Raw genomic sequence first — 25,406 nt, forward strand, 5'->3', positions numbered from 1 at the left:
AGCGAGTTGCCGCTCATTCTGCTTGCACTGCGCAGTCTTGCAACCTAATAGCCAGACATGACCCAGGACACCCACGACCGCCTTCTCATCATCGACTTTGGCAGCCAGGTAACGCAACTGATTGCACGCCGCCTGCGCGAGTTGAATGTCTATTGCGAAATCCACCCTTATCAGAATGTCACGATGGATTTCGTGCGCCAAATGGCCCCCAAAGCTGTCATCTTTTCGGGCGGCCCGGACAGCGTCACGCGCGAGGGCTCGCCTCGTGCACCGCAAGAGATTTTTGACTATGGCGTGCCCATTCTGGGCATTTGCTATGGCCAACAGGTGATGATGCAGCAACTGGGTGGCAAGGTCGAAGGTGGCAAGATATCTGGCGGTGGCGGCACCGCAGAATTCGGGCGCGCTTTTGTCACGCCCGGCCAGCCGCTTGATATTCTGGAGGGTTGGTTCGCAGACGGCGACGAGCAGGTCTGGATGAGCCATGGCGACCATGTCAGCCAGCTGGCACCGGGGTTTGAGGTTTTTGGAACCTCGCCCAACGCGCCCTATGCCATTACAGCCGACACTGACCGGCATTTTTACGCCGTGCAGTTCCACCCCGAGGTTCACCACACCCCCAATGGCGCGCGGCTCTATGAAAACTTCGTGCGCCTGGCCGGGTTCACAGGCGACTGGACCATGGGCGCCTATCGCGAACAGATGGTCGAGGCGATCCGCACCCAGGTTGGCGACAAAAAGGTCATCTGTGCTCTGTCGGGCGGTGTCGACAGCTCGGTCGCGGCCGCGTTGATCCACGAAGCCATTGGCGACCAGTTGACCTGCGTGTTCGTCGACCACGGGCTTTTGCGCAAGAACGAGGCTGCTGAAGTCGTCGGCATGTTCCGCGATCACATGAACCTGCAAGTGATCCATGCGGACGAGACCGAGCTTTTTCTGGGCGAGCTTGAAGGCCAAAGCGATCCCGAGAGCAAGCGCAAAATCATCGGCAAGCTGTTCATCGACGTGTTCCAGAAATATGCCGATCAGATCGAGGGCGCTGAGTTTCTGGCGCAAGGCACGCTCTACCCCGATGTGATCGAATCCGTGTCATTCTCGGGCGGCCCCTCGGTCACGATCAAATCGCACCACAATGTCGGCGGCCTGCCGGAAAAGATGGGTCTGAAACTGGTCGAACCGCTGCGCGAGCTGTTCAAGGACGAGGTCCGCGCGTTGGGCCGCGAACTGGGCCTGCCCGACAGCTTCATAGGTCGCCACCCCTTCCCCGGCCCGGGCCTTGCCATCCGCTGCCCCGGCGAGATCACGCGCGACAAGCTGGAGATCCTGCGCGAGGCAGATGCGATCTATATCGACCAGATCCGCAAACACGGTCTTTACGACGAAATCTGGCAAGCCTTTGTCGCCATCCTGCCCGTCCGCACAGTTGGTGTTATGGGCGATGGGCGCACCTATGACTATGCCTGCGCCCTTCGCGCCGTGACATCGGTGGACGGCATGACCGCAGATTATTACCCGTTCAGCCACGAGTTCCTCGGTGAAACCGCAACCCGCATCATCAACGAGGTGAAAGGCATCAACCGATGCACCTATGACATCACCTCGAAACCTCCGGGCACGATCGAGTGGGAATGAGACCAAATAAGGAGGGTATTGGGCGTGCAGAACGATCAAATAAAAAAAGGCATCGAACTATTTGGCCACGAAATCATTCGGTCGAAACGTACCAATGCCGCCAGAGAACAACTTAGCCGGTTGCGCGGTGAGTTGAACGATTCCCTTACGAAAATTGGGAAACTCACCGATAGACAAACTGCACTTAGAACCGAGCTTTCTGCGCTTAGAGCTGAACTCGATCAGACCCGACGGGAGCTGACAGCAAGCGAAAAACGCTCCGAGGAAGTGCCCGAACTCCTTGATCTCGCTTTGCAAGCTTCGGGCTGCAAACAGCCATCGCGCGCTCAGTTGAAGCAAGACATTTTTGTTTTGCTTCAAACAAAATTCAAGACCGGCGGCTACTTTGTGGAATTTGGCGCGACTGACGGATTAGGTCTGAGCAATACATACCTTCTTGAAAAGAACTTTGGCTGGACAGGGATCCTGTCTGAACCGGCACCAATGTGGCACGCAGCATTAAAGCAGAACCGAACCGCCGCGTTAGACTTTGACTGCGTTTGGAAAACCACAGGCGATCTGCTAGATTTCAACATGGTCGAAGACGGAGAGTTTTCGACAGTCAACGAGTTCACCCGCAGCGACCAGCACGCCGAAGTCCGGCAATCTGGGCAAGTTCTGAAAGTCAAATCCGTTTCGCTGAACGACTTGCTAGAACGGCATAATGCTCCGCGCCATATTGATTATCTGTCGATCGACACTGAAGGCAGTGAATATGAAATCCTAAGCAATTTCGATTTCTCGAAACACGACATTCAGATCATCACCTGCGAGCATAATTTCACCAAAATGGGCGATGAGATATTCGAGCTGTTGAGCAGCAAAGGGTATACACGCGTGTTGGAAAATACCTCAAGATGGGATCATTGGTACGTCAAGACCGATTGATGCAGCACTTTGATTTGCCAAACTATCCTTAAAAGGAACACATTATGAGTAGAGTGTTGTCGAATATCGCTCAGGCTTTTGGCTACAGACTGGTCAAGGGCGAAGAGGAAACACCTACTGACCCAGTTGCTTCAACTGATCCAGTTGTGGAGAACATCGAACCAGAAGTCACAACTGAGCCCGACACGCCGGTGGTTGAGCAGGATTGGACGAGCTATGCCGACCCAGAAACCCTGGGCAAAGGTGAACTCTTTGACGAACGCGCCCGGGACGTTACTTCAGACCCTCTGAACCTTTTGATAGATAGGGTGCCTCAGGCGGGTTATGTCGACACCGAAGGTAACGTCATCTTACACAATGGTAACCGAGTCGCCGTTAGTGGTGAGTACTCATACTACGGAGAATTCTCTGACGTCCTGATTACGAACCGTGGCGTACACGAACCGCTTGAGGAATATTGTTTTCAACAGGTTTTGAAACGCCTGCGCTCAACCGCTCCCAAGATGTTAGAATTGGGTGCTTATTGGGCCCATTATTCGATGTGGCTGAAGCTTGTTTATCCGCAGGCAGATTGCACCATGGTCGAACCCGAGGAACAGAACATCGAAGCCGGAAAACGTAATTTTGAGCTAAATGGTTTCGACGGAACTTTCATTCAGTCCTTTGTATCTAAAGACCAATTCTCGGTTGATGCTTTCATGAAAGAAACCGGGTGTGAACGTTTGGACATTTTGCATTCGGATATTCAGGGATATGAGGTCGAAATGCTCGAAAATGCTCAGACAACCTTGTCCGAGAAACGAGCAGATTTCGTTTTCGTTTCAACTCATAGCGACGCGCTACATGATACTGTGATCGCGTCACTCAAGTCCGTCGGCTATCGCATCGAAGCGTCATCTTCCTTTGAAGATCACAGCACCAGTTTCGACGGGTTTGTTCTGGCAAGCAGCCCTGAGGTTCCGGCGCTGTTCAAATCGTTCCGACCCTGGGGGCGTCACGAAATCGCTGCGGCCAGTGGCGTTGAGATTTTGGAAAAGCTCTCAGTCGACCTGGCTGCTACGACCCAAGCCGAATGAACGCCGTCGCCAAAGCCGGGCTTTGGATGACCGGGGCGATTGCCTCGTTTACGTCGATGGCGGTGGCTGGGCGCGAATTGAGCACAACGCACGACACGTTCGAGATCATGTTTTATCGCAGCCTAGTTGGCGTTTGCGTGGTTTGCCTGGTTCTTACGTTCACCGGAAAGTGGCATCAGGTTTCTACCCACAAGCTTGGTCAACACGGGCTGCGCAATGTTCTGCATTTCACCGGGCAGAACCTTTGGTTCTATGCCATTGGTGTCATCCCTCTGGCCCAGGTCTTCGCGTTGGAGTTTACGCAGCCCATTTGGGTCATCCTATTGTCGCCGCTTTTGCTGAAAGAGCGTCTTACGCCTCTCAAAGTTATTGCGGCACTTATCGGATTTGCCGGAATTCTGATGGTTACGCGCCCCGGTACGGCGCCGATCAGTCTTGGACTGGTCACCGCGGCTCTGTCGGCCGTATTCTTTGCGCTGACAACAATCACGACCAAGTCGCTGACCCGCTTTGCCAGCATCGGTTGCATTATGTTCTGGCTGACCGTGATGCAGGCCATATTGGGTCTTGTCGCGTCGGGCATTGATGGTGAGATCACCCTGCCCAATGGCAGTACCGTACCTTTCCTTTTGTTGGTTGGATTTGCCGGTTTGCTCGCACATTTCTGCATCACAAATGCGCTGGCCATTGCGCCCGCAACGGTCGTCATCCCTTTTGATTTCGCGCGTCTTCCGACTATCGCGATCGTCGGGATGCTCTTGTATCACGAGCCGATCGACCTCTGGACCCTGTTGGGTGCCATTGTGATATTTGCGGGTATCTACCTGAATGTTCGGTCCGAGAATCGTAACGAATCTGCAACAGTCCGTAACGTCAAGACCTCAAAGTAACGCGGGGTCACCAGTTGACGGAACTTTAACGTATAAGGGAGTAACAGCCCGGTAACACCGCCGGGTGACCTCAGACAAGAGCAGTTTTCCGGCATTGGACAGTGTAAGGGAGAATAATATGAGGAAAGCGCTGTTTAGCGCTTGCGCCGTGTGTGTCGGAGCGACAACAGCGCAGGCAGGTGGTCTGGATCGCAGCGGCCAACCGATAACCCTGATCTTCGAAGAAGGAAACTATGCAGAGTTTTCTGTATCGAGGACCAACCCGGATGTCGAAGGGACCGACCTGACCAACCAAAACCCATTCGGAACGCCCACAGGGAACGTTGCGCAGGACTTCAACCAAGTTGGTGCGGGGGTAAAGTACCAATTCAATGACCAATTCTCGGCCGCACTGATCTATGATCAGCCCTTTGGGTCGGATATCAGCTATCCCACGCCGTCGGGCAATCCAACGCAGCCAGGATCGCTGCTTTTGGGTGGGACCGAGGCGTTTGCCGAATCTGACAGCTATACAGCCTTGTTGCGCTACAAGTTCGACCCCAACTGGAGTGTGCACGGTGGCGTGCGCTACCAACAGGTTGAGGGTAATATCCAGCTGCAAGGCCTGGCTTATGGTCCATTCTCGGGTTACGGGATCGACCTTGATCGCGAGGGAGGTTTTGGCTGGGTTCTGGGTGCCGCCTATGAGATCCCGGATATCGCACTGCGGGTTGCCCTGACCTATCAGTCGAAGATCTCTTTTGACTTCGACACCACGGAAAGCTCGCCTTTGTTCCCGGTCACCCTGACCGGAACGCAAGAGGTTGAGACACCACAATCGGTCAATCTGGACTTTCAGACTGGCGTTGCTCAAGACACGCTTCTTTTCGGCAGCGTACGGTGGGCCGACCACAGTCAGACGCAGTTGAGCACAACCGCCGTTGGGCCGCTTCCCAGCGTCGAGCTGATTGACCTCAACAACTCGTTCACCTTCAACCTGGGCCTGGCGCACCGCTTCAACGAAAACTGGGCGGCTTCGGTCAACCTCGGCTATGAAGAAGCGGATGACGACGATCTGGTATCGCCGCTTGCTCCGACCAATGGCTTCAGAAGCATTGGTGTTGGTTTGCAATACACCCATGAAAACATGCGGATCAGCGGTGGCTTGCGGTACACAGATCTGGGTGACGCGTTCGCAGAAACCGGCACACCAGACGTTGCGCGCGCAGATTTCAGCGGCAACGACGCCGTAAGCTTTGGGATCCGCGTAGGCTTCAGCTTCTGAGCCTGTGCCGAAGGGTGCTCAACACGTTCAAATCTCTGCGCTGAGCCCCTTGACCAAATGGGATGACACGACCAAAACCCTGCCTGACGGCAGGGTTTTTTGCGCATGATCCGGGTCGTCGCCGCGATCTGTGCGTGACAAAGACAACCATGGCTTTGCAAAAAACACTTACGGCAAAAACCTGGATGGAATTCGTCCTTTTGGGCGTGATTTGGGGCGCATCTTTCCTGTCAATACGCGTCGCTCTGGATGTTGTGCCCGTGGTCACGTCGGTCTTTCACCGCGTGTTCTGGGCCAGTTTGGTCCTTTGGATCGTCATTTGGCTCAGACGTGTCCCCCTGCACCTAAGCGCGCGCCATTGGCTGGCTTTTCTGGTCATGGGGCTGTTGAACAATGTGCTACCCTTTTCCCTGATGGCCTGGGGTCAGCTTTATGTTGAGACCGGGCTGACCTCGATCCTGAACGCAGCCACCGCGATATTTGGTGTTTTGCTGGCGGCGGTGTTTTTCAAAGACGAACGCCTGACCCCGCTCCGGCTGCTGGGTGTCACGCTTGGGTTTCTGGGGGTGTCAATTGCAATAGGGATACAGAATTTCACCAGCCTGAACCCAGCAAGCCTGGCCCAACTGGCGATACTTGTGGGCACCGTCTCTTATGCCTGCGCCGCCGTGTGGGCCCGAAAACACCTGACCGACCTGCCACCTCAGGTGGCTGCGGCGGGCATGTTGACTAGTGCCACCCTGATGATGGCACCGATCACGCTGGCTGTAGATGGTGTACCGACCTTTGCGCTGCCTTGGCAGACGCTGCTTGCGATTGGATATTATTCTATCATCGCCACGGCAGGTGCCTATCTGCTCTATTACCGCGTGCTGGCCAAAGCGGGCAGCGGCAATCTGATGCTGGTCACCCTAATCATCCCGCCCGTGGCGATTGTCCTGGGCGCAACCATGCGCGATGAGGCGCTGTCGCCCAACGCCTATCTTGGCTTTGCCATTCTGGCCCTCGGTCTGATCCTTCTCAGCCGTGCCAACCGACAAGATTGACGCCGCGCCCGGCCCGATTTAGCTAGGGCAAAACAAGAGGCTGCGGAAGATGATCTATAACTCGGCAAAGGACTGGCGCGAGGCGGCGCGAAAGAAAGTGCTGTTCTTTGGCATGTCGGGGCTTGGCAAAACCTATGTCTCGAACGCGCTGCGCGACGCGGGCGACTGGTTTCACTATTCCATCGATTACCGCATCGGCACGCGCTATATGGGCGAATACATCACCGACAACGCCAAGGCACAGGCAATGAAAGTGCCGTTCCTACGTGAACTTCTGCTGTCGGATTCCATCTATATCGGCTCGAATATCTCGTTCGAAAACCTGACGCCGGTTTCGGCCTATCTGGGCAAACCGGGCAACCCGGATCTGGGCGGGCTAGAGATATCGGAGTACCGCCGCCGGCAAGAGCAATTCCGACTGGCCGAGATCCATGCCTTGTTGGATACAGAATATTTCATCGACCGCGCTGAACGACTGTATCACTATCCCAATTTTATCTGCGATACGGGCGGGTCGATCTGTGAATGGGTTAACCCGGACGATCCAAACGATCAGATCCTGTCGGAACTGTCGCGCCAGACGCTGATGATCTGGATACAAGGTGATGACGCCCATACCGAAGAACTGATCCGCCGGTTCGACAAGGCTCCTAAGCCGATGTCCTACCAGGCCGAATTTTTGGACCAGATGTGGGAGGAATACCTCAAGCAGGAAAACTGTGCCGCGTCCGAGGTCGACCCGGATGCCTTCGTGCGCTGGACCTATGCCCGTGCGTTGGCTCATCGTCAGCCCCGCTATCAGGCGATGGCCGACTATTGGGGCATTACGGTTACCGCCGATGACATTGGCAAGGTCCGTGACTCGGGCGATTTCGATGAGTTGATCGAACGCACCCTTGAGGCTCGCGCCAACCCGACCTAAGTATCAGGCCTTGTTTATACTTTTGGAACGCCACCCTCATGCCGATCAAGATCCCGTCCGACCTGCCTGCCTTTGACGTCCTCAGCCAAGAGGGTGTTATGGTCATGGACGAAGATCAGGCCACCCGTCAGGATATCCGCCCCTTGCGTATTGGGCTTCTGAACCTGATGCCCAAGAAAATTCAGACCGAGAACCAATTCGCGCGTCTGATCGGGGCCACGCCCCTGCAGATCGAGCTGTCTCTGATCCGCATGACGGAACACAAGACCAAGAATACAGCCGCAGCTCATATGGCCGAATTCTACAAGCCGTTCCAGGAGGTCAAGGATCAGAAGTTTGATGGCTTAATCATCACCGGCGCGCCGATTGAGCATCTGGAGTTTGATGCGGTCACCTATTGGCAAGAGCTGGGCGAAGTTTTCGATTGGACCCAAACCAACGTACACTCCACTTTCGGTGTTTGCTGGGGCGGAATGGCAATGATCAACTATTTCCACGGTGTGAAGAAGCACATTCTGGACGCCAAGGCCTTTGGGTGTTTCCGACATCAGAACCTTGTGCCCGCTTCACCGTTTCTGCGAGGGTTTTCTGATGATTGCGTCATTCCCGTAAGCCGCTGGACCGAAATGAAACAAGCCGAGATCGACGCAGCGGAAGGTCTGACAACACTCTTGGGCAGTGACGAGGTTGGGCCTTGTCTGGTTGAGGACCCGGCCCATCGTGCGCTCTATATATTCAATCATTTCGAATATGACAGCGACACGCTGAAACAGGAATACGACCGGGATGTTGCCAATGGCACGCCGATTAACGTGCCCATGAACTATTACCCTGACGATGACCCGACCCGGGCGCCTCAAAACCGATGGCGCAGCCATGCGCATCTGCTTTATGGCAACTGGATCAGTGAGATCTACGAAACCACCCCGTATGACATCACACGGATCGGTGTCGAGAAAACCGATCTGAGGTCCGGATCAAGCTGATGCGTGTCGCGGTCCTTTTGCTTGTGGTGTTGGTGCTGATGTGGGGCTTTGCTCTATGGCGGTCTTACCACCAGACCGCTGAAGCCGAGACCGCATTTCCTGCCGAGGGCCAGTTCGTTGACGTCGACGGCATCCGCATCCACGCCGTGGTGATGGGCGAAGGCCCTGATGTGGTCCTGATCCATGGTTCGAACGGCAATACCCGCGACATGACCTTTGCTTTGGCACCGATCTTGTCCGATCGCTATCGGGTGATCGTCTTCGACCGACCCGGACTGGGCTATTCCGACAGCTTCAACCCCAACGGCGAAACTATTGAGGAACAAGCAGAAGTTCTGCAAAAGGCCGCGGCGCAACTGGGGGCTGAAAAACCGATTGTCGCGGGGCAAAGCTATGGCGCATCAGTGTCATTGGCTTGGGCCGTGACACGCCCAGACAACTTATCTGCCTTGGTTCTTATGGCGCCACCCGCAATCCCTTGGGAAACGCCATTGAGCGGGTTCAACCAGATGGCGTCTACGAAGGTCGGCGATGCGCTTGTCTTGCCCTTTGTGTCGAGCTTTGTGCCGCAATGGTTTGTGGACAATGCATTGGATCAGGTTTTTGCACCGCAAACCGCCCCTGAAGGTTATGCGGACCATTTTGGCCCTGATCTGACGATTCGACGCGGCTCGATGCACACCAACGCCCGTCAAATGGCCAACCTTCTGGATGAAGTAACCGAATTGCAGCCACGGTATGGGAATATTTCCGTTCCGACCGAGATCGTGCATGGCACCGCTGACACGACCGTAAGCCTGGATTGGCACGGCCCGGGCCTTTTGGCGCAGATTCCCGGGGCAGAGTTGGTGGAGTTGGACGGCATAGGCCACATGCCACAGATCGTGGCAGCCGACGCCGTTGCTGAAGCAATTGACCGGGCCGCTGAACGTGCGGGTTTGCGTTAATCTCTTGTGTAATCCATAGTAAGTTATGGATTTTATGGCGAGGTGCGGATGACCCATACTACAAAAGGGGCAATCAAGAAGTATTTCAAGAAAGACGCTCCCAAGGACGTTCGCAAAGCGATTGAGACCTCCAAGAAAGGCGAGATCCTGACGCCCAGCTATCCCTACTCAGAGAAAATGAAATCCAATGACTATTTCGATCAGATGGACGCGCTCCAGATCGAACTGGTCAAGATGCAGGCCTGGGCCAAAGAAACCGGACAACGGATCGCCTTGATATTCGAAGGCCGGGATGCCGCTGGAAAAGGCGGAACAATCAAACGGTTCCGAGAAAACCTTAACCCACGTGGTGCGAGAAATGTAGCGCTGAGCAAACCCTCTGACGCTGAGCGGAGCCAATGGTACTTCCAGCGTTACGTGCAGCATCTGCCCTCGGCCGGGGAAATCGTGTTTTTCGACCGCAGTTGGTACAATCGTGGCGTGGTCGAAAACGTCTTTGGCTTTTGCACGCCCGAAGAACGCGAGCGTTTCTTCCGACAAGTTTTGCCACTGGAAACCGGGTTTGTGAATGACGGCATAACACTTTTCAAGTTCTGGCTGAACGTCGGTCGCGCAGAACAGCTAAATCGGTTTCTTGCGCGTGAGGAAGACCCGCTAAAGCAATGGAAACTCAGCCCGATCGATATCGCAGGTCTGGACAAATGGGACGAGTACAGCAATTCGATCGAGGAAACACTGACCCGGTCCCACACGGATCGGTCTCCCTGGACTATCGTCCGGTCAGATGACAAAAAGCGTGCCCGCCTTGCTGCGATCCGCACTGTTCTGAGCGCGCTGAACTATGACCAGAAAGACCCCGGCGCTGTAGGCTCACCCGATCCCAAGATTTGCGGTGGACCGGAACTTTGGGATGCGTGACCCTCAAACGCCGATCACTGTTGGACGCTACTGGCTGTGTGCTCTATGTCTATGCATCCAGGCGGCAAGCAGTCAGAAAAAGATGACCCGGGCATGAGCAAACGCGGCTATCATCACGGAAACCTCAAACAAGCCTTGATCGAGGCCGCGCTGTCGCTGATCGAAGCCAAGGGTCCAACCGGATTCACCCTGTCTGAGGCGGCCAAGACCGCTGGTGTAACCCCAGCAGCAGTCTATCGCCATTACCAGGGGCGCGAGGATCTAATTGCCGAGGCCGCGCGCCAGGGGTTCGAAATATTCGCTGACTTGATGCAATTTGCCTGTGACAAGGGTCAGCCGTCCGCTCTGGCAGCGTTCGAGGCAACCGGTCGCGCCTATCTGGCCTTTGCCCGCAAACATCCAGGCCATTACATCGCCATGTTCGAAAGTGGCATTTCGGTCAACCGCACCCCCGAACTGGCGATGGCCGCAAACCGTGCCAAAGGGGTTCTCGAAAAGGCTGCCGAAGATCTGTCGCGTCACATCCCACCGGAGAAACGTCCACCCGCTTCGATGTTCAGTGCCCATATCTGGGCGATGAGCCATGGGGTGGTCGAACTGTTTGCCCGCAACACAGGCGCCACTTCACCCTACCCCCCCGAAGACCTGCTGGAAACCGGCATAGGTATTTATTTACGCGGCCTCGGCCTCGTGCCCCAAGACGACTAGCCTTAGAACGAGCGCGTTCTTTGCGGCGTGCTCAGGCGCGAGGTGACGTTGACCAGATCCATGACACCCATGCCTTTGATGTCTACCGGACCAATTTCGGTGATCTGAAATTCGTCGATCAAGGCATAGGTCATATCCGCCGGCGCCGCGATATGCATAGGTTTTGCAAAAACCTGAAGACGTGACGCGGTATTCACCGCCGGACCAAACACGTCATAAACATATTTCTGCACCCCAACCACCGAACCAACGGCGGGCCCAGTGGCCAGCCCGACACGTGCCTGCCACTTATGCGGATGGCTTTCGTTGCGCCGTTCCAGATACCGCAGGAAGCGCACCGCGCAATGGGCCACGGCGGTGGCATGATCGGGGGTTTCATCCGGCATCCCGGAAACCGCCAGATACGCATCGCCAATCGTCTTGATACGCTCGCACCCGAACTGTTCAACGATGCGGTCAAAGGCCGTGAAAATATCGTTCAACTCGCTGAGCGTGACAGTCGGGTCAGTTTTGGCGGCAAAATCCGTGAACCCAACGAAATCCAGCATCACAACCGAGACTTCCTTGTAGAGCTGCGGGGTCACGACGCCAAAGGTCTTGAACTCTTCATAGACCGCGCGCGGCATCAGGTTCAGCAACAGACGCTCGACGCGCTCTTTCTCGCGCTCCAACTCTCGGGTGTTGCGTTCAACCATGGTCGAATAGCTGTCGATCATGCTTTCCAACTCGCGGATACGCGTGATGTTCTGGAATTCGACCACCAGCACTTGCTCTTCCAACCCATTGGCCAGCGATACCGTCGTTGCAAAAATCAACGTGCGGCGTTTGGGCTTGATCTGAAGCTCGGCCGAATATTGCAGACCCGATTGCTTGACGTCTTCTAACTCGCGCAGATCCAGATCCGGGAAGAACTCGGGCAGCGTTTGGCCAGGTTCAGGCGTGCCGAACCATTCCGCAAAGGGACCATTGTGGAACACAAAGGTCAGGTCAGACGCGCGCAGCACCGCGACGCCCACACCAATGGCGCGCAGCAGATGTTCATTGATGGCCAGAATGCTCATGCAGGGGTCCGAACGACGATAATCCCACGCTTTTCTTCGATCGCAGCCAAGGCAATTTCGATATCACGAGGCGCCATCCCGTGATGCTCCAGCGCTTGCGCAAACAACGCACTCATCTCGTCGAAATCGCTATGTGAGATGTTCAGGTGGCGATGCACGGCTTCGATCCGTTCGTCGCTGAAGGACGCCGGACCACCGACCAGAGATGACACAAACTTGGTTTGATGGTCGATCAGACGCGGCATGTCGATGTCGTCGAAATAGTCACCAATTTCGTCGGAATCCAAAGCCCATTCATAGAAGGTCATTACGATACGGCTGATGGTTTTGAACCCGCCGTATTTTTCATAGATCGTCTGACTCACAACTCGCACCAATCTGAATTCAAGTGGTCAACACAACCACGCTATATCAGTTTGGGTCTTTTGTTAACGATTAACGCGTAAACACTTGTCCGAAACGCGAATTTGTTCAGACTTTCAAGTCGTCTGCACAAGGAATGTACCCCACATATCCCCCCTGATCTAATAGCCGGGTTTGCGCCCCTAGACGCCAGTAGAGCTTGCGAGTTGCAGCCCGAAGTTCCCGGCGCACACGAAACCAGGCTGGGCCCTTGTCCAATCCGCTGTTGGTCTTGATATCCTGTGTTCGCTCACTGGCGGCGACGGGTGCTTCGACTTCGGTTTGGCTGGCCGACCAGATCATTTGAACGCCAACTGCGGGAAAGCACTGATACATGCGCCAACCCGGACGCGGCAGCGAGACGAAATCATCCAAATGGTCCGAATAGCTTTCCGACCAACCCAGCAGTTTACGACACGCCTCTTGCGACACCACGTAGGCTGCCGCGCTTGGCGCCATTTCCAGCATGGGGCGCACCACAATCGATCCGATGGTTGTCTCAGCACCGAATCGCAAGGATCGCGGCGAATAGTCAAGCTTTACAAAATCGAATTCAGATGGATTGCGCAGAAGTTCTGTTATCACAGCGCCCGCGCCTGCTGACATTTCCACATCATCTTCGAAAACGGCAACAGCCGGTGCATCGCGCTCGAGCGCTTGCCGCCAAACCAGGCGGTGACTTTCGAAACAGGCTATTTCGCTGCGTTTCAAGCCCCAGCGGGTGCCGGTTCCGGGGACATAGCCGTTTTGATCCAAAGCAGCGTCCTGACCCGCATCAATCGCTCTGACCCGATGGGCGCTGTTTAACCCTGCCCGAGCGAATTGCGTCTCCATGAAACGTTTGCGCGCCGGGACGCGATCAAGATTGATATAGTGCACAAAGTCCCCAGGTTCTTCGATGACATGCTGCACGGACTACCCCTTGAGAAAGCGCGGATATCTGCCCCTTGTGTGACAGTCTCTGCCCTTTGGGTCAAATCGCTTTACCCGCCCGCCTGGCGCGGCTTCTCGACCGTTTTCAACGCACTTAAACTGTATACATTTTCGAAACAAAGCTCTGAAATACATGTTTTTACCTGTGATTACGGCGCTACACCAATGTCATTGCAAGGCCCAATTTGCGCCATTCTTCTTGGTTAAGATCATGACCAAGTGGTACCCATCTCACAAAAAACAAAAAGCTTTCGAGGATTTACGCAGTGACCGACGCATCGCTTCCGACCCGCACCTATGCCGAGCTTCCTTGGCTCAGAAACGCACGCTTTGATACCGGCTTCATTATCGGGCTGCTGGCCCTGTCCTGTATCACAGGCGCCGTGGTACTGATCGAGCCGTCATTGTTCTATCCGATACTGGTTATCGATCTGTGGTTCCTGGGCTATCACCACGTGATCGCCACCTACACGCGCATCTGCTTTGACAAGCAAAGCTATGCCGAGAACAAGAACATGTTGTTCATCCTGTTGCCACTCGTGGTCGTCGGCACTTTGGGCGTTGCGTGGGTCTTTGGCCTCTGGGTCATCGTAACGATCTATTTCTATTGGCAGTGGTGGCACTATGCCCGTCAGAGCTGGGGCATTTCGCGCGCCTATCGCGGCAAGGATCCGCAGGCGAAATACGAAGATGGTTGGCTGGATCAGGCGATTTTCTACGCGCTGCCGATCTTTGGCATCCTCAGTCGCTCTGCCGAGCAGCAGCCAACATTTATTGGGCTAGAGCTGTGGTCAGCGCCGGTTCCGCCGCAAGTTGCTGCAATCGCCGGATATATCACTCTTGCCCTTCTGGCCTATTGGGTCGTTGCCCGCGTCATGGCGGCGCGCGAAGGGCGTCTGGCCATCGTTCATTCGATGTATATGCTGTCGCATTTTGCGATCTTCTATCTGGCCTATGTTGGCACCAGTGACATCACGATCGGCTGGCTGATGATCAACATCTGGCACAACGCGCAGTACATCCTGTTCGTCTGGATGTTCAACGTCAAACGCTTCAAGGACGGCGTGGATCCCGATGCCAAGTTCCTGTCCTATATCTCGCAGCCACAGCGGTTGTGGCTCTATCTTCTGACCTGCATCGTGATCACCGGCGTGGTGTATTGGGGCGTTCTGCGCGCCATCGACTGGGTGTTCTTTGCCGGTCTGTCGGCCACCATCGTTCTCTATCAGATCGTGAATTTCCATCACTACATCGTGGACAGCAAGCTGTGGAAAATGCGCAAGCCGAAAATCCGCGAAACGCTGGATCTGAACACGCAAGGCTGATCCGGTGGAAACCGTCCAGCTGCCGTCCAAGGACAGCGCGTCCCCCGAGGGGTCGCGCTTTCCTGGCGCAATTTTCGGATCTCCATCCGGCGCGTCGGGGTCATCAGTGACAGACCCGCGTCACGCCCGTAAACGCGCCCTTCTGAGGGTATTCAGCCTGATCCTCTTGCTGGGGATCGCCGCCAGCCTGATCGATCTGTCCGAGGTCTGGGTACGCCTGCGCGCTATACCGATTTGGATCTTTGCGGTGATGGTTGCCATTCAGGCCGGGATCGTTTTGATCCTGTCCTGGCGCTTTGCCATCCTGGCCCGCTCAGTTGGTGCAGATCTGCGCCTGAGTGAAGCCACGCGACTGACCTTTTTGACCACGTTGGGCAACCTGCTGCTGCCCACCGGCTTGGCGGGCGATGCCGGGCGTGTGCTCTTGGTGCGCAAATACGGGTTGAGCCTGAGCACAGCCATGGCGGTTGGCGTTTTTGATCGCATCATCGGACTTGCTGCCTTGGGTGCCATCGTTCTTGTTGGCGCCATCGCCGCCGCATCCATCCTGCCAATCTATGTTGCCCTTGCCGCCTTTGTCGTGCCGACAACGATCACGGTCGCGATCCTTATCTGGTGGCAACGTAGTGCGAAAAACAAAGCGGCTCTGGGCCCGGCGTTCCTATCTGTGGCAGGGCTGTCCGCGGCCCTGTCCATCTTTGCTCATCTCGCCTCCATCCTGATCGCTTACCTGTTTTTTCTGGAACAAGGGGCTCCGGTTGGGTTCTTCGGGGTTTTGGTGCTGTTTCCCGCGGTCTTGCTGGCCGCGACGCTACCGATTTCAGTTGGAGGCTGGGGAACGCGGGAATTCGCTGCCGCCGCAGCCTTTGCCACCATTGGGGTCGAGGCCCCAACCGCCATTGCAATGGCGGTGATCTTTGGCCTGTCGCAGGCCGTGGCCGCAGCTATCGGCTCGGCTGCAACAACCCTGTTTTCTCAGACTGACGCAGCCCGGTGATCGCGCGACACCCTCATATGGCAGGGGTACTCCTGAGCCTGATGTCGGTCGCGTTGATGTTGTTTTTCTACCATGATCTGTTCTGGTGGCCGGTGGATGAAGGCGTTTACGCCTACATCGCGCAGCGCATGAATGCCGGGTACATTATCCACAAGGATATCATCGATCTGCATGCCGGTTACGGCAACCTGCTGAACGCCTGGGCCTTTCGCCTGTTTGGTGAGGACCTGCTGAGCCTGCGCTATCCTTTGATCGCAATCACGCTGGTGCAGAGCATCATCGCCTACATCCTTCTCGCATCGCGGGGTCCTTTCGTCGCCTGTGTGGGCGGCATTGCCGTTGCGGCCTTTTCCTTTGTGCAATTCCCGAACCCCAGCGCAAATTGGCACGCCTTGGGCTGGTTCTTCGTTCTGGCCTTGTGCCTGGAAAAGCTGCGGCCGGGGTCCATGCTGCGGCTGTTTCTGGCAGGCCTTCTGGTCGGCATGTGTTTCTTTACCCGCCAGCTCAGTGGTGTTTTCCTGGCCTTGGGACTGATCTGCGTCTTGCTGGTTGAGGCCCCAAAGGAACAGGACAATCCACGAGGTCCGGCCTTGCTGATCGGGGCCATCGCAAGCCTTGGGCTGATCCTCTATGTAGCGACCAAAGATCAGCTTTCGGCCTTTCTCTGGGCCGGTATCTGGCCTTTGGGCCTGCTGATCACGGCAATGCTGACTGCACGGTTTTCTTGGGGATATGCCGGACGCACCGTGATGTTGGTTCTAGCCGGGTTTCTGATCGCCGGGCTTCCGCTGGCGATATCAAACCTTTCAAAGGACGCTTTTGGATTCTGGCTCAACGACATGTTGTTTTCGGCGCTGTCGATCCACGGGCAGGATTTCATCGCACAGGCCAGCTTTTGGAACCTGCTGCAAATGGCGTGGCAGGGTATGCTTTCGGGTGCTGGTCTGGTGGCATCGCTATCCGGTCTGGCTTGGATCTTTCTGATCCTGACCGTTCCGGCCCTTGGGATTATAGTGAACCGCGATGTGACGCATGTTCAACGCTGCTCACCCACCGCTATTTTGGCCGTGTTTTGGGCCATCGGCGCTCTGCACTATCAGATCCCGATCTACCTGATGTTTGTCCTGCCCGCGGTGTTGTGCGCGCTGCTGATCTTGCGCGGCACCTTTGCGCTGTCGGTGATCGTGCTGGCCGTCGCGCTTTGGGCGATTGCGTTTCAGGCCGGTCAACCGGTCGAGCGTGGTTTGACCGGTATCATTGCAGGTGAACGGCGCGGCCCACCGGTCCGGGCAGAACTGCCCGGTGTCAGCCTACGGCTGATGCCCGATGACATAGCGGATTTCGAAACCCTGCTGAAAGAACTTGAACGCACAGGCTCAGATGACGCTCACCTGATGACCATTCCGGTCGAGCCACAGTTGTACTTCATGACAAATCGCACACCGCCCGTGCGCTATTTCTCGACAGCCATGGGATTGCTAAGTGACGCCGATGTCACCAACACGATCACCGCGCTGGACGAGGCCGCTCCGCTAAACGTGGTGAACCGAAGGTTTGACAAATACCTGACCCCGCTCAGCGCGCAGCTTCTGGATCACGTGAAGGCACACTCCGAAGCTCCGTTTCAGGTTGGTCCGTTTGACGTCTACCGCTATGCGCCAGAGGCCGCATCGACGTCCGCTCCCTAACAATAAAGTCGGGTCGGCGCTTTACCTCTTCATAGATCTTGGCGATGTAAATCCCAATGATGCCCAACCCGATCATCAAGATTGAGGCAACGATGATCTGCAGCAAGATAACCGTGGTGAAACCCGGAACAGCGGCGCCTGTGATCCACAGCCACAAAGTTCGAAGGCTGAGCGCGACAGCCAAAAGGCCAAACGCTCCGCCCAGAAACGTCATCAAATGCATCGGCGTGGTGCTGAACGACACGATCGAGTCGAGCGCCAACCGCAGCAATTTGGTCATCGACCACTTGCCTTCACCTGCATTGCGCGGCGCAACGGTGAACAGGATCGTGTCCTGCTCGAACCCGACCCAGGCAACCAGCCCGCGATAGAACCGCTCGCGCTCGGGTAAGGCGATAAGGCAATCGACAATCTCGCGATCCAGCAGTTTGAAATCCGCCGCATTGCCCACATCCATCCCGGCCAAAGCAAAGAACAATTTGAAGTAGCATCGTGTCAGAAAGGCCTTGATCGGACCTTCCTCTTCACGGTTTTCCTTGACGGTGTTCACCACCTTGGCGCCCGCCTGCCATTTCCTGAACATCTCACGGATCAGTTCGGGCGGGTGCTGCAGATCGGCGTCAATGGTTACGACCGCGTCCCCGCGCGCTGCCTCAAGCCCCGCCGCGATAGCAGCTTCTTTTCCAAAATTGCGCGACAGGCGCACGCCGTGAATGTCACTGTGCTGTGTGGACAGTTGTTGAATGACCTGCCACGTACCGTCCGACGAGCCGTCATCGACCACAATGAACTCAACAGCACACAGATCTTCGGTATGGCCGCGAATGACCGTCAAGCTCTCTTGCAGCCCTTCAGCCTCGTGATGGGCCGGGATAATAATGGACAAGAGGATATCAGCGCGCATGGCACATCACACGAAAACACTGCGGAAAAGCCCGCATTTCGGAAGAATTGACAGTCATTGTTCTGCTCTGACCCGTTTTTCTCGTTTTCAGAAATCTAACGGCGATCGACCGGCGACGTCCAGCAAAGCGACGGAACATGAGCCAAAGTCAGTGCATATTCTCATGAAAGCGTGGCAATTTCCCCTCGAACAGCCCTGTCATGCACGTTCAAATGCGGCGATCTCCGAACATTTGAAAGGGGAAATGGCGGAGAGACAGGGATTCGAACCCTGGAGACGGTTTCCCGCCTACACACTTTCCAGGCGTGCGCCTTCGACCACTCGGCCACCTCTCCGTATCGACGGTATGTGAACCATCACAAACGGATTTGCAAGGCCAGAATGCTTCGAAAAGTTCAGCCGTTTGTTGGGCCTGCCACCACAGTCAGGTCTCGTCACCGGTGCCGGAATCCATATCCGGCTCGCTCAGTTCGACCGGTGACTTCGAGGGTTCTTTCGGGGCTTCCGGATCCTTGGTTGCGGGTGGCTCAGAAGCCGCGCGCAGTACTTCGGCGTTACGCAGCCAGACATCGCGCTGTGCGAACGGGATCTCGATCTCTTCTTCTGTAAAGCGACGGTTGATCTCGTGGTTGATGTCCGACTTGACCGAGAGCATCCAGTTCACGTCGCGTAGAATCGCACGAATTTCAAAATCCAGCGAATCCGCACCAAACCCCTGGAACACAACACTCGGTGCCGGATTGGCCAGCACCATGGGGTGGGCATTGGCGATCTCACCCAATATGGCCTCGACCTTGCGCGTATCCGTGCCGTAGGCCACGCCCACGGGAACGATCACGCGTCCGATTGTGTTGCCGCGGGTATAGTTGGTAACGACACCGCTGATCAGATCCGAGTTGGGTACAATGACATCCGACCGGTCGAAGGTCTCGATCCGCGTCGACCGAACCGAGATGTCGCGGACATAGCCCATCATCCCGTTCACATCGATCCAATCCCCTTTCGAGATCGGGCGCTCGACCAGCAGGATGATGCCTGAGACGAAGTTCGACACGATGGTTTGCAGGCCGAACCCGATCCCCACAGACAACGCACCGGCCACAATCGCCAGCGAAGACAGATCGAACCCGGCCACCATGATTGCGACCAGCGCTGCCAGGAAGATACCCACATAGCCGGTTCCGGCCACAATCGCATTCTGCCCACCGGGATCTATTTTGGTCTTGGGCAACAAAGAACTGCGCAGCCCACCCTGCAGCAAACGCGTCAGCGTATAGCCGATGATAAAAATCGCAACAAAGGTCAGGAAATTGCTGGGCGAAATGGTGACGCCGCCAATATCGAACCCTTGCAGAATACGCGTCCAAATCTCGCGCAAGTCAGTCTCGCGCGCCCCCCAATAAAGCGCGATCAGAGGCAGAGAAAACAATGCCAGCGCAAAACCGATAAGGACAGAGAACAAAGAATCCCGCGCGGCGTCGCCCTGCCCCGTAATCCAGCCATAAAGCATGCTGAAGAAGCGCTGAAAGATCACCAGCGCGCCAATCAGTATAAGCGTTTTGACCGTTGGAAACACGATGCCTTCGGCTGCATTCGTGTAACCGAATACGGCCAGTATCGGCGCAGCGATGCCCAGCAGAAACAAGGCCCGTCGTATGATCTCGACCAATTGGCTGAACCCGGCCAAGGTGACCGGTTTCCCATCACTGTCCTGGGCATTGGGCCGCCGTATCCGCCGGATTCTCAGCAGTAGAATTGCGGTTCCCACAATCACGGGGAAAGAAACAACGGCCCGGGTTGCATCCGAGATATTCTCGATCTGCTCAAACAGAACGGCCATCTCGTGCAAGATCAGCATTATTGCAAGCAGATCGAGGTAGACCCGAAGCTCTTTGGTTCGCGCTTCCGAGAACCTTTTGAACCCTTGCGCCGCGCCCAGCACATAGGCCTGACGCCCGATCCAGTCATAGTAAAAGATCAACCAGGCCCAGTACGGAATTTGTTCTAGCAACAAAGCGCCGCGCAGACCCGGAATACCCGTCATCTTGACTGCGTTCACAAACGCGACGACCCCAAGCCAGGGCAGAAGGACACGCAGCAGCGAGACGACAAAGGTTCCGACACCGCTTCCACGTCCACCCCAATGGCGGATATACGCGCCGCCCTGCTCGGACCAGCGCCGCCCATAGCTGACAAGCACCACCGCCAACGCCACAAGCAGGAATATTCCCAGCCCACGGTTGCGAAGTTGTTCATGCACGACATCGGACGAGAGATTTCTGATCGTCTCGTTCCACAGACCTTTGGTCGCTTCGGTGAAGTCGACCCATGCCGGGCGCCAATTGGCTGGATTCAAGGGGGATGGGCCACGTTCCAGCAATTCCTTGGCCTGGCGTTCGCGCAGGATCTGGTCGATTTCATTGATCAGACCATTGGCCCGCGTAAACGCCTCCTCCGACACAATGCGCGGAACACGCAAGCTGTTGAGTTGGCTTTCAAGATGTTCGCGGAGTGTGGCTATTTCCTCAGGCTCGGTCGCGTCACCTTCGGGTTTCGGCCCCAACGCCTCAATCTGGTTTTGAAGCGTTGCGATACGCTCGGTATTGGCCCCACGCGCCCTGTTGAAATCCTCGCGGTACCCGTCCAGTTCTAGCCGCAGGTTTTCAAGCGCTGCTTCCGAGGCCCTGTTGGCCTCGATCACTTCTTCTGCGCGATCCGCCGTGCTCAGCCATTTTTGATAATACTCGCTTTGTCGATCCGACAGCTGAGCAGCGGCCATGCTGCTCAGACAGATCAACCAAAGCGTAAATAGACCAGCAAGCAGGCGAAATCGCCGTGGCATCATACGTCCTCGAAAACGCCGGGAATGCTGCGCGGTGCCTCGGTCATCCAGTCCGGCACAGGCAGTTCTTTCTCCCGCAGGAATTCGGGGTTAAACAGCTTGGACTGGTAGCGCGTGCCATAGTCGCACAGGATCGTCACAATCGTATGGCCCGGGCCCAGATCTTTGGCCAAGCGCACAGCACCCGCCATGTTGATCGCGGTTGAGCCGCCCATCACCAGGCCTTCCTCGCGCAGAAGGGCAAAGATATAGGGCAGAGCCTCGTTATCCGTGACCTGATAAGAGTAATCCGGTGTGAACCCTTCGAGGTTTTTGGTGATCCGAACTTGTCCGATACCTTCGGCAATCGAGCCACCCTCCATCGCGATTTCACCAGTGGTGTAATAGGAATAGAGCCCCGCGCCCATCGGATCGGCAATGCCGATCTTGACGCCTTTGGGCTGCAGCACTTCGGCGACACCGGCCAATGTTCCCCCGGAGCCGACAGCGCAGACAAAGCCATCAACCTTGCCTCCGGTCTGCTCCCAAATCTCGGGCCCTGTGGTTTCCACATGTGCCTGCCGGTTGGCCACATTGTCGAATTGGTTCGCCCAGATCGCCCCGTTCGGCTCGGTTTGCGCCAGTTCTTCGGCCAGACGGCGCGAATAGTGCACGAAGTTATTCGGATTGCGATACGGAGCCGCCGGTACCTGCACCAGCTGCGCGCCGGCCAGACGCAACATATCTTTCTTTTCTTCCGACTGGGTTTCAGGGATCACGATCACGGTTTTGAACCCCATCGAGGCCCCGACCAGCGCCAGACCAATACCGGTATTGCCCGCCGTTCCTTCGACAATGGTGCCACCGGGCTTCAGCTCTCCGCGTGCGATGGCGTCCTTGATGATGAACAGTGCCGCGCGGTCTTTGACGGATTGGCCCGGGTTCAGGAACTCGGCCTTGCCGAGAATTTCACAGCCGGTTTCCTCGCTGATACGACGCAGACGGATCAGTGGGGTGTTGCCAACGGCGTCGGCCAGGTCTCGTGCAATGCGCATGGCGCCCTCTTGTCTATTGGTAGTGCGAAAGATTTACAGGCCACCTGCCGTGACCACAAGCGGCGATCATGGCTGCCGCAATTGATCACGATGACGGGCCAACCAATGGGCCAAGGTCAGCAGAGGCAGATCCTTGAAGACATGGGTATCAACCATTTGCATAAACTCTTCATAAGGCAGGATTTTGCTGCGGATATCTTCGCCCTCTGACTGCAAGCCGCCGCTTTCGGTTGTTTCGGTCAGATCTCCCAGACCGACATAGAGATGGGCAAATTCGGTGGATGATCCGGTCGAGGAATAGGCCCCCCCGACATAATGCAGTGATGTCAGCTCGGTCTGTGCTTCTTCCATGGATTCGCGATGCACCGCTTGCTCAGGGGTCTCGCCCGGATCGATCATGCCTGCAACCGGTTCCCACAACCAGGGCTCGGGATCATCGATCAAAAAAGCCGGCGTGCGAAACTGTTCGACCAACAACACCAGATCGCGCAGCGGATCATAGGGCAGCAGAACCACTGCGCTGCCCTGCATCAAAGCACTGCGATGAAGTACCGGCCCCATAGTTCCATCGTGTTGACGATGTTGGAACTCGATCTCTTCCATCCCGAAATAGCCCAGATAGGCGCGTTTGTGGCTATGTACGATAACGTCCTTCGCAACAGAGCGCGGATCATCGGTCAGCCGTTTGCGCGCCTCAAGCTTGGCCCAGGCGCGCATTCGAGCTGCCGGGAAAGCTTTGGCAATCTCGGCCGGAGAAAGGATACCGTATTGCGCCATGACGTCCTCGGCCGCCAGAACCGTCAATGCGCCCCATTCATCCGCCCAATCTTGCAAACTCCAAGGTTTGTCCGGCGTCCAAAGGCCCGGCGCGGGAAAAAACACCAAGGCCTGCGCGGTCTCTCCATCGGCCAATGCTATGGTTCGCGTATCCAAAGCATAGTCGAAACCACCTTCGTAAAAGTCCAACCTGTCGCGATCTTCCTGGCTCAAGCCGCGGACCAAAAGCCCCTGCGCCGCGCCGCCCGGCTTGGCCATGATCATCGGAAAGGACTGATCCTTCACGGCAAAGACCGCATGATCAGACAAAACAGCAGCTTCTGTTCGAAGATCGCCGGGTTCGCGGTTCAAAACGCGTTCAAGCAACGGCACGTATTGCAGCGTGCCATAGAAAAACAAATCGGACAATGAATTAGATCCTGTGAATTGGAACAGCCACTATCGCCAGCGTCGATACGCGACTTCGGTCAGCAAGCCTGTGATGACGGCACCAATTGCGAGCGTCAACAGGATTTCCGGGGTGATCAGCTGTCGACCATATTCAACGCTAAGAGTGAATATCGCCAACACCGCGTCGAATGGTCCGTCATAGCGATGGCGCATGGCCAGGCGGAACATCTCATAGACGCCCTGAACAAACAGCCCCCAAAACACCAGAGCCGCCACCCCTGTCAAACCGTTGTTTACTGCCGCGACCCAACCGCGACCTGCACGTTTGCCCATGACCTTCCAACCACAGGCCAAACCAAGGCCCATATTCACATATGTGAAATAGCCATAGTCTTTGCCTTCTTCCCCATTCGCAATGATCATTGTCGAAACGATGAAGGCGATCACCAGAAGGCAAATACCGGCGACAAGTCTATGGGCAGTGGGCATTTTGCTGTGTCCATCTGTTAGTTCGGCTTGGCTATTGTGATCTGTGTCACATCGCAATTGCCCGTGTCAAAGGCCGCGCCGCAAGCGGTCAAATAATAATTCCACATGCGGCGAAAACGCTCATCAAAGCCCATATCCGCGATCTGATCCCATTTGTCGTTGAACGTGTCGTACCAACGCCGCAGGGTCAGGTCATAGCTTTTGCCGAACTCTTTCGATTTCACAACGTCCAGACCTGCTTGCTGAACCTGCTCTCGCAGGACTGACGGGGCCGGAAGCATACCGCCTGGAAAGATATATTTCTGAATGAAATCAACGCTGTTTCGATAGATGTCCCAGCGATGATCTGCCACCGTGATGATCTGCAGAGTTGCCTGAGCCCCCGGTTTCAACCGTTCCCGGACCGTATCAAAATAGGAGGGCCAGTATTTCTCACCCACCGCTTCGAACATCTCGATCGAGGCGATGCCGTCATATTGGCCCTGTTCGTCGCGGTAATCTTGAAGCTTGAAGTTCACTTTGTCAGAAAGTCCCGCTTTTTCAATGCGCTGTCGAGCGAACTTCAACTGTTCTTCGCTGATGGTCAAACCTGTGACCTGCAAGCCGCGCTCTTTGGCGGCATATTCGGCGAAACCACCCCATCCACATCCGATCTCAAGGATATGATCGCCAGGTTTTGCACCCATCTCGTCGACCATACTGGCATATTTGGCCGTTTGCGCCTTTTCCAGGCTCTCCTGACCCGTCTCGAATATGGCGCTGGAATAGGTCATCGTCTCGTCCAGCCACAAGGCGTAGAAGTCATTGCCCAGATCATAGTGGTACGAGATGTTTTTCTTGGCTTGCGCACGATGGTTGCGCTGTAGCCAGAACCGCAGGCGTTCATAGGCGCGCACGAGAAACTGACCGTTGAAATCGTCGTAGAACGCATCTGACCCCAGATGCACCAGATCCATGAAAGCGCGCAGGTCCGGCGTGCTCCACTGGCCTTCCAGATATCCGTCCGAAAACCCCAATTCACCTTCCCGCACCAATCGCGAAAACACTTCGGGGTCGTGAATGTGGGCCTCGGCAACAGGCCCCGGTTTGGGCCCTTCGACCCGGAAAACGCGCCCATCCGGCAATGTTATATCCAATCGGCCAGCTTCAAGCAGGCTGATCATTTTGAAGACTTGCGTGAAATACCTGGGCAGGTCTTTTTGCCCTTCCGTGGTGGTCAGTATCATCCGCTCTCCCCTTTGCGGTCGT

The 25,406-nt window shown here is 55.9% G+C and carries 23 protein-coding genes and 1 tRNA gene; 14 read left to right on the forward strand and 10 right to left on the reverse strand.

What is annotated here, in order from left to right; translation table 11 throughout:
• Window positions 1-57: 57 nt before the first annotated feature.
• The 11 genes from guaA to GOW40_RS01395 all read left to right on the forward strand — a co-directional run bounded on the left by guaA (window position 58) and on the right by GOW40_RS01395 (window position 11,316).
• Window positions 58-1,632, forward strand: coding sequence for a glutamine-hydrolyzing GMP synthase (gene guaA / locus GOW40_RS01345; protein WP_171129202.1), 1,575 nt, complete (start codon window positions 58-60; stop codon window positions 1,630-1,632).
• A 24-nt stretch (window positions 1,633-1,656) separates the two neighbouring features.
• Window positions 1,657-2,559 carry an FkbM family methyltransferase gene (locus GOW40_RS22390; protein WP_171129200.1) on the forward strand — a complete coding sequence of 301 codons (903 nt, stop codon included), beginning with the start codon at window positions 1,657-1,659 and terminating at the stop codon, window positions 2,557-2,559.
• Between the two features lie 44 nt (window positions 2,560-2,603).
• Complete coding sequence (locus GOW40_RS01355) at window positions 2,604-3,635, forward strand: FkbM family methyltransferase (RefSeq protein WP_171129197.1); 1,032 nt, start codon at window positions 2,604-2,606, stop codon at window positions 3,633-3,635.
• Window positions 3,632-4,525, forward strand: a complete 894-nt coding sequence (locus tag GOW40_RS01360; RefSeq protein WP_171129195.1) for a DMT family transporter — start codon at window positions 3,632-3,634, stop codon at window positions 4,523-4,525. The genes GOW40_RS01355 and GOW40_RS01360 overlap by 4 nt, the downstream gene beginning before the upstream one ends.
• 118 nt (window positions 4,526-4,643) lie before the next feature.
• Window positions 4,644-5,789, forward strand: coding sequence for an OmpP1/FadL family transporter (locus GOW40_RS01365; RefSeq protein WP_171129193.1), 1,146 nt, complete (start codon window positions 4,644-4,646; stop codon window positions 5,787-5,789).
• 149 nt (window positions 5,790-5,938) lie between these two features.
• Entirely contained in the window at window positions 5,939-6,835 is an 897-nt protein-coding gene (locus GOW40_RS01370; protein ID WP_171130468.1) for a DMT family transporter, read from the forward strand.
• Window positions 6,836-6,884: 49 nt separating this feature from the next.
• The gene (locus GOW40_RS01375) at window positions 6,885-7,757 is read left to right on the forward strand and encodes an ATPase (protein ID WP_171129191.1); all 873 of its coding nucleotides are present in this window, start codon (window positions 6,885-6,887) and stop codon (window positions 7,755-7,757) included.
• A gap of 38 nt (window positions 7,758-7,795) precedes the next feature.
• Window positions 7,796-8,743: a homoserine O-succinyltransferase gene (gene metA / locus GOW40_RS01380; RefSeq protein ID WP_171098667.1), complete on the forward strand. Its 948-nt coding sequence runs from the start codon at window positions 7,796-7,798 to the stop codon at window positions 8,741-8,743.
• Window positions 8,743-9,690, forward strand: a complete 948-nt coding sequence (locus GOW40_RS01385) for an alpha/beta fold hydrolase (RefSeq protein ID WP_171129189.1) — start codon at window positions 8,743-8,745, stop codon at window positions 9,688-9,690. The genes metA and GOW40_RS01385 overlap by 1 nt, the downstream gene beginning before the upstream one ends.
• Before the next feature lie 48 nt (window positions 9,691-9,738).
• Entirely contained in the window at window positions 9,739-10,608 is an 870-nt protein-coding gene (ppk2, locus tag GOW40_RS01390; RefSeq protein ID WP_171129187.1) for a polyphosphate kinase 2, read from the forward strand.
• Window positions 10,609-10,701: 93 nt separating this feature from the next.
• Complete coding sequence (locus GOW40_RS01395; protein WP_171129185.1) at window positions 10,702-11,316, forward strand: TetR/AcrR family transcriptional regulator; 615 nt, start codon at window positions 10,702-10,704, stop codon at window positions 11,314-11,316.
• A 2-nt stretch (window positions 11,317-11,318) separates the two neighbouring features.
• On the opposite strand, the gene GOW40_RS01400 is transcribed toward GOW40_RS01395, so the two are convergent.
• The 3 genes from GOW40_RS01400 to GOW40_RS01410 form a co-directional block, all read right to left on the reverse strand.
• Window positions 11,319-12,377: an adenylate/guanylate cyclase domain-containing protein gene (locus GOW40_RS01400; RefSeq protein WP_171098661.1), complete on the reverse strand. Its 1,059-nt coding sequence runs from the start codon at window positions 12,375-12,377 to the stop codon at window positions 11,319-11,321.
• On the reverse strand, window positions 12,374-12,742 hold the full coding sequence (locus GOW40_RS01405) for a group 1 truncated hemoglobin (protein WP_171099253.1): 369 nt from the start codon (window positions 12,740-12,742) through the stop codon (window positions 12,374-12,376). Before GOW40_RS01405 ends, GOW40_RS01400 begins: the two co-directional genes overlap by 4 nt.
• 106 nt (window positions 12,743-12,848) lie before the next feature.
• Window positions 12,849-13,691 (reverse strand): glycosyltransferase family 25 protein, encoded by an 843-nt coding sequence (locus GOW40_RS01410; RefSeq protein WP_171129183.1) that lies wholly within the window; start codon window positions 13,689-13,691, stop codon window positions 12,849-12,851.
• Window positions 13,692-13,978: 287 nt separating this feature from the next.
• Here GOW40_RS01410 and GOW40_RS01415 point away from each other — a divergent pair, with 287 nt between their 5' ends.
• The 3 genes from GOW40_RS01415 to GOW40_RS01425 all read left to right on the forward strand — a co-directional run bounded on the left by GOW40_RS01415 (window position 13,979) and on the right by GOW40_RS01425 (window position 17,722).
• Entirely contained in the window at window positions 13,979-15,037 is a 1,059-nt protein-coding gene (locus tag GOW40_RS01415) for a hypothetical protein (RefSeq protein WP_171098657.1), read from the forward strand.
• 106 nt (window positions 15,038-15,143) lie between these two features.
• A complete protein-coding gene (locus tag GOW40_RS01420) occupies window positions 15,144-16,034 on the forward strand; it encodes a lysylphosphatidylglycerol synthase transmembrane domain-containing protein (RefSeq protein ID WP_171136382.1) in 891 nt (296 codons plus the stop codon).
• A 17-nt stretch (window positions 16,035-16,051) separates the two neighbouring features.
• Entirely contained in the window at window positions 16,052-17,722 is a 1,671-nt protein-coding gene (locus GOW40_RS01425) for a hypothetical protein (protein ID WP_171136381.1), read from the forward strand.
• Here GOW40_RS01425 and GOW40_RS01430 read toward each other — a convergent pair.
• From GOW40_RS01430 to GOW40_RS01460, 7 genes are all read right to left on the reverse strand, one after another.
• A complete protein-coding gene (locus GOW40_RS01430) occupies window positions 17,610-18,626 on the reverse strand; it encodes a glycosyltransferase family 2 protein (protein WP_171129177.1) in 1,017 nt (338 codons plus the stop codon). The two genes, GOW40_RS01425 and GOW40_RS01430, sit on opposite strands and share 113 nt — an antisense overlap.
• A gap of 245 nt (window positions 18,627-18,871) precedes the next feature.
• Window positions 18,872-18,961, reverse strand: a tRNA-Ser gene (locus GOW40_RS01435).
• An 89-nt stretch (window positions 18,962-19,050) separates the two neighbouring features.
• The gene (locus tag GOW40_RS01440; protein ID WP_171129175.1) at window positions 19,051-21,468 is read right to left on the reverse strand and encodes a DUF3772 domain-containing protein; all 2,418 of its coding nucleotides are present in this window, start codon (window positions 21,466-21,468) and stop codon (window positions 19,051-19,053) included.
• Entirely contained in the window at window positions 21,468-22,502 is a 1,035-nt protein-coding gene (locus tag GOW40_RS01445; RefSeq protein ID WP_171129173.1) for a cysteine synthase A, read from the reverse strand. The genes GOW40_RS01440 and GOW40_RS01445 overlap by 1 nt, the downstream gene beginning before the upstream one ends.
• 66 nt (window positions 22,503-22,568) lie before the next feature.
• The gene (locus tag GOW40_RS01450; protein ID WP_171129171.1) at window positions 22,569-23,687 is read right to left on the reverse strand and encodes an NUDIX domain-containing protein; all 1,119 of its coding nucleotides are present in this window, start codon (window positions 23,685-23,687) and stop codon (window positions 22,569-22,571) included.
• A gap of 30 nt (window positions 23,688-23,717) precedes the next feature.
• The gene (locus GOW40_RS01455; RefSeq protein ID WP_171129169.1) at window positions 23,718-24,158 is read right to left on the reverse strand and encodes a TrgA family protein; all 441 of its coding nucleotides are present in this window, start codon (window positions 24,156-24,158) and stop codon (window positions 23,718-23,720) included.
• 17 nt (window positions 24,159-24,175) lie between these two features.
• Window positions 24,176-25,384 carry a cyclopropane-fatty-acyl-phospholipid synthase family protein gene (locus tag GOW40_RS01460; protein ID WP_171129167.1) on the reverse strand — a complete coding sequence of 403 codons (1,209 nt, stop codon included), beginning with the start codon at window positions 25,382-25,384 and terminating at the stop codon, window positions 24,176-24,178.
• Between the last annotated feature and the right edge of the window lie 22 nt (window positions 25,385-25,406).

Source organism: Ruegeria sp. HKCCA6707, assembly GCF_013033515.1.
Taxonomy (GTDB): domain Bacteria; phylum Pseudomonadota; class Alphaproteobacteria; order Rhodobacterales; family Rhodobacteraceae; genus Ruegeria.

What these genes read in the sequence shown, in the direction of transcription:
- guaA (WP_171129202.1), top strand. Translation starts at nt 58, where the DNA reads ATGACCCAGGACACCCACGACCGCCTTCTCATCATCGACTTTGGCAGC.
- GOW40_RS01355 (WP_171129197.1), top strand. Translation starts at nt 2,604, where the DNA reads ATGAGTAGAGTGTTGTCGAATATCGCTCAGGCTTTTGGCTACAGACTG.
- GOW40_RS01360 (WP_171129195.1), top strand. Translation starts at nt 3,632, where the DNA reads ATGAACGCCGTCGCCAAAGCCGGGCTTTGGATGACCGGGGCGATTGCC.
- GOW40_RS01365 (WP_171129193.1), top strand. Translation starts at nt 4,644, where the DNA reads ATGAGGAAAGCGCTGTTTAGCGCTTGCGCCGTGTGTGTCGGAGCGACA.
- GOW40_RS01370 (WP_171130468.1), top strand. Translation starts at nt 5,939, where the DNA reads ATGGCTTTGCAAAAAACACTTACGGCAAAAACCTGGATGGAATTCGTC.
- GOW40_RS01375 (WP_171129191.1), top strand. Translation starts at nt 6,885, where the DNA reads ATGATCTATAACTCGGCAAAGGACTGGCGCGAGGCGGCGCGAAAGAAA.
- metA (WP_171098667.1), top strand. Translation starts at nt 7,796, where the DNA reads ATGCCGATCAAGATCCCGTCCGACCTGCCTGCCTTTGACGTCCTCAGC.
- GOW40_RS01385 (WP_171129189.1), top strand. Translation starts at nt 8,743, where the DNA reads ATGCGTGTCGCGGTCCTTTTGCTTGTGGTGTTGGTGCTGATGTGGGGC.
- ppk2 (WP_171129187.1), top strand. Translation starts at nt 9,739, where the DNA reads ATGACCCATACTACAAAAGGGGCAATCAAGAAGTATTTCAAGAAAGAC.
- GOW40_RS01395 (WP_171129185.1), top strand. Translation starts at nt 10,702, where the DNA reads ATGAGCAAACGCGGCTATCATCACGGAAACCTCAAACAAGCCTTGATC.
- GOW40_RS01400 (WP_171098661.1), bottom strand. Translation starts at nt 12,377, where the DNA reads ATGAGCATTCTGGCCATCAATGAACATCTGCTGCGCGCCATTGGTGTG.
- GOW40_RS01425 (WP_171136381.1), top strand. Translation starts at nt 16,052, where the DNA reads ATGGCAGGGGTACTCCTGAGCCTGATGTCGGTCGCGTTGATGTTGTTT.
- GOW40_RS01430 (WP_171129177.1), bottom strand. Translation starts at nt 18,626, where the DNA reads ATGCGCGCTGATATCCTCTTGTCCATTATTATCCCGGCCCATCACGAG.
- GOW40_RS01440 (WP_171129175.1), bottom strand. Translation starts at nt 21,468, where the DNA reads ATGCCACGGCGATTTCGCCTGCTTGCTGGTCTATTTACGCTTTGGTTG.
- GOW40_RS01445 (WP_171129173.1), bottom strand. Translation starts at nt 22,502, where the DNA reads ATGCGCATTGCACGAGACCTGGCCGACGCCGTTGGCAACACCCCACTG.
- GOW40_RS01455 (WP_171129169.1), bottom strand. Translation starts at nt 24,158, where the DNA reads ATGCCCACTGCCCATAGACTTGTCGCCGGTATTTGCCTTCTGGTGATC.
- GOW40_RS01460 (WP_171129167.1), bottom strand. Translation starts at nt 25,384, where the DNA reads ATGATACTGACCACCACGGAAGGGCAAAAAGACCTGCCCAGGTATTTC.